The organism is Streptomyces sp. NPDC002306, from assembly GCF_053593435.1.
This window is the reverse complement of record NZ_JBSFCK010000128.1, coordinates 1-2,156: the sequence shown is the minus strand read 5'-3', so window position 1 is coordinate 2,156 and position 2,156 is coordinate 1. Positions and strand designations below refer to the sequence as shown.

1 protein-coding gene and 3 pseudogenes are annotated in these 2,156 nt (G+C 64.2%); 2 read left to right on the top strand and 2 right to left on the bottom strand.

What is annotated here, in order from left to right; genetic code table 11:
- Nucleotides 1-110: 110 nt before the first annotated feature.
- Nucleotides 111-693, bottom strand: a pseudogene (locus ACWCQK_RS42360) (transposase); the annotation flags it as partial.
- A gap of 3 nt (nt 694-696) precedes the next feature.
- On the opposite strand from ACWCQK_RS42360, the pseudogene ACWCQK_RS42355 reads away from it, so the two are divergent.
- Nucleotides 697-977: pseudogene (locus ACWCQK_RS42355) on the top strand (transposase); the annotation flags it as partial.
- A gap of 133 nt (nt 978-1,110) precedes the next feature.
- Entirely contained in the window at nt 1,111-1,695 is a 585-nt protein-coding gene (locus ACWCQK_RS42350) for a plasmid pRiA4b ORF-3 family protein (RefSeq protein ID WP_451164584.1), read from the top strand.
- Between the two features lie 167 nt (nt 1,696-1,862).
- On the opposite strand, the pseudogene ACWCQK_RS42345 reads toward ACWCQK_RS42350, so the two are convergent.
- Nucleotides 1,863-1,952, bottom strand: a pseudogene (locus ACWCQK_RS42345) (IS5/IS1182 family transposase); the annotation flags it as partial.
- Nucleotides 1,953-2,156 lie beyond the last annotated feature (204 nt).

Sequence of the window (2,156 nt, the reverse complement as noted above, 5' to 3'; positions counted from 1 at the left end):
CGGAAACAAGACGCCGGATGCCTCCCTCATTCCGAGCTAGACCACGCCTGACCAGCAGAAATCAAGCGATCATGTTCGGTTGAGATACGGCTTCTAAGGGCGGCGTGGTAGATGGCGTCGGTGATGGTCATGCCGACCGAGTAGGACAGCCACCAGCCTCGCCTGGCCAGCCAGCCTACGAACTCGTGGGTGCCGCCGCCGGAATCGGTCCGGATCAGTGTCTGCCGCCCGGGCCAGTACTTCTTCGGCAGCTGGGCCAGGGCGAGTTGGGCGGTGGTGATGTGGTCGACGGCGGTGTTGCTGCCCGCGTTGCCGGGCCGCAGCAGGCCCGCGACCGGCTCCCCGCTGCCGCTTCGGCCGTGGTCGACGAAGGCCATCAGCGGGTGGTGCCCGAACGTCTTCTTCCAGGTCGCGGCGGCGTCCTGTTTCTCGGAGTGGGCCAGCACGAGCACCCCGTCGATGTCCACGATCACTTGTCCGCCGGCGTCCGGGCGCCCGTTGGTCCGGCCAGCTTCCAGACGCGTTCGCGGACATGGGCCCGTGCGGTGCGGATCGCCGCCAAGCCCTTCGGCCCGGCCGAGGCTAGGACATCGATGAGGCGGGAGACGGTGTGGGATCGGAGGCCACCGGACCGAACACGGCCGGCTCGGCCCGCAGCATGCCCACATCGGCCAGACAGTCCCCGCCGAGAAGAAGGACCTGCCCGCATTCGCGAACTTCCCGCACCAGCACGGGAAGAAAATCCAGTCGACCAATCCGCTCGAACGTCTGAACCGGGAGACCACACGCTGCTCCGATGTCGTCCAGGTCTTCCCGAACACCAACACGGCAAACCGCCTGGCCACCGCAGTCCTCATCGAACTCCACGACGAGTGGACCGCGTTCTCCGTCGCTGTTCTCTCCATGTTCTCTCCATCAAGACCATGGACAGCCTCTATCCAGACGACACCACCTGCCCACCCAGCACAGCCGAATGATCTCCTCCACCACGACAGGGGACATGACCCGCGATACCGCGTAGGGCACCAGAGCGCCGTACAAACAGACATTCCCTCCCGGTTCAAGGGTTGCCGGCGTGGGCAGACAGACGGAGCACTCATGATCATCTGAGTGCCGACCTTCTGGCTGTTCACAGAAAGAGTGGTATCGATGACTGCTGACTCCATCTTGCAGATCAAGGTCTCGTTGGAGCATGTCCGACCACTGGTCTGGCGTCGCCTCCTGGTGCCCGCCAATGTCACCCTTGCCTGCCTGCATCGGATCATCCAGACCGCAATGGGATGGCGCGACTGCCAGACACACGTCTTTGACACGCCCATGGGCAGGTTCGGACGGCCCGGCCAGGAGTTCGGCCATCGTGAGGAGGCGGCTGTCTCTCTGTGTACGGTCGCTCCGGCCGCAGGCGACCGGATCACCTACCTCTACGATCTGGCTGACGAGTGGGTCCACCGCATCGAGATCGAAAGAGCCCTGCCTCGCGCCGAGAATGTGGACTACCCCGCGTGTATCGCTGGACGCCGGGCCTGCCCGCCCGAATCCTGCGGAGGACCGTGGGGCTATGCCGAGTTACTCAGAGTGATCGCCCAGCCCGCCAACGCCTGGCACGAGAAGATCATCAAGTGGCTCGACCGACCCTTTGACCCGGACCACTTCGACAGCGCCGAAACCAACAAGCTCTTCGTACAGGGCTTCTGACCGACTGCAGACACTCGAGACCATGCTCTGTCAGAAACTGACGCTGCAGGGAAGGTGGTGCGGCGCCTCCCCCTCCACGGGCTACGCCGCACCTTTCCTGCCGGGACTGTAGTCCTGGCGGTTGCCACGCAAACTTCGCTGCTCAACCAACTGAGCCCTTTCCATCCTCAGTCTGAGTTGGAGAGATGGAGGGTGAGGACGGCTTGGACGAGGCTCGTGACTCGGGTCGTCGAGCAGCGGAGCTTGCGCGGGAGCCGTTACCGGTGGTTCGTTAATTCTGGTGGTGGTGTGGGTTGGCGGCAGGTCGGGTTGGTCGTGGGCCGGTGGTAGGGGTCATTTGCTGTGTTGGGGGCTGATGATGACTGTTCGCCGTCCGTGTCCGCCCGCGCCGGGTTGGTTGGAGGAGTATGCGGCCCGGTTCGACGACCTCTTCTTCAGCCTGGCTCAGCGTCGCGGGTTTG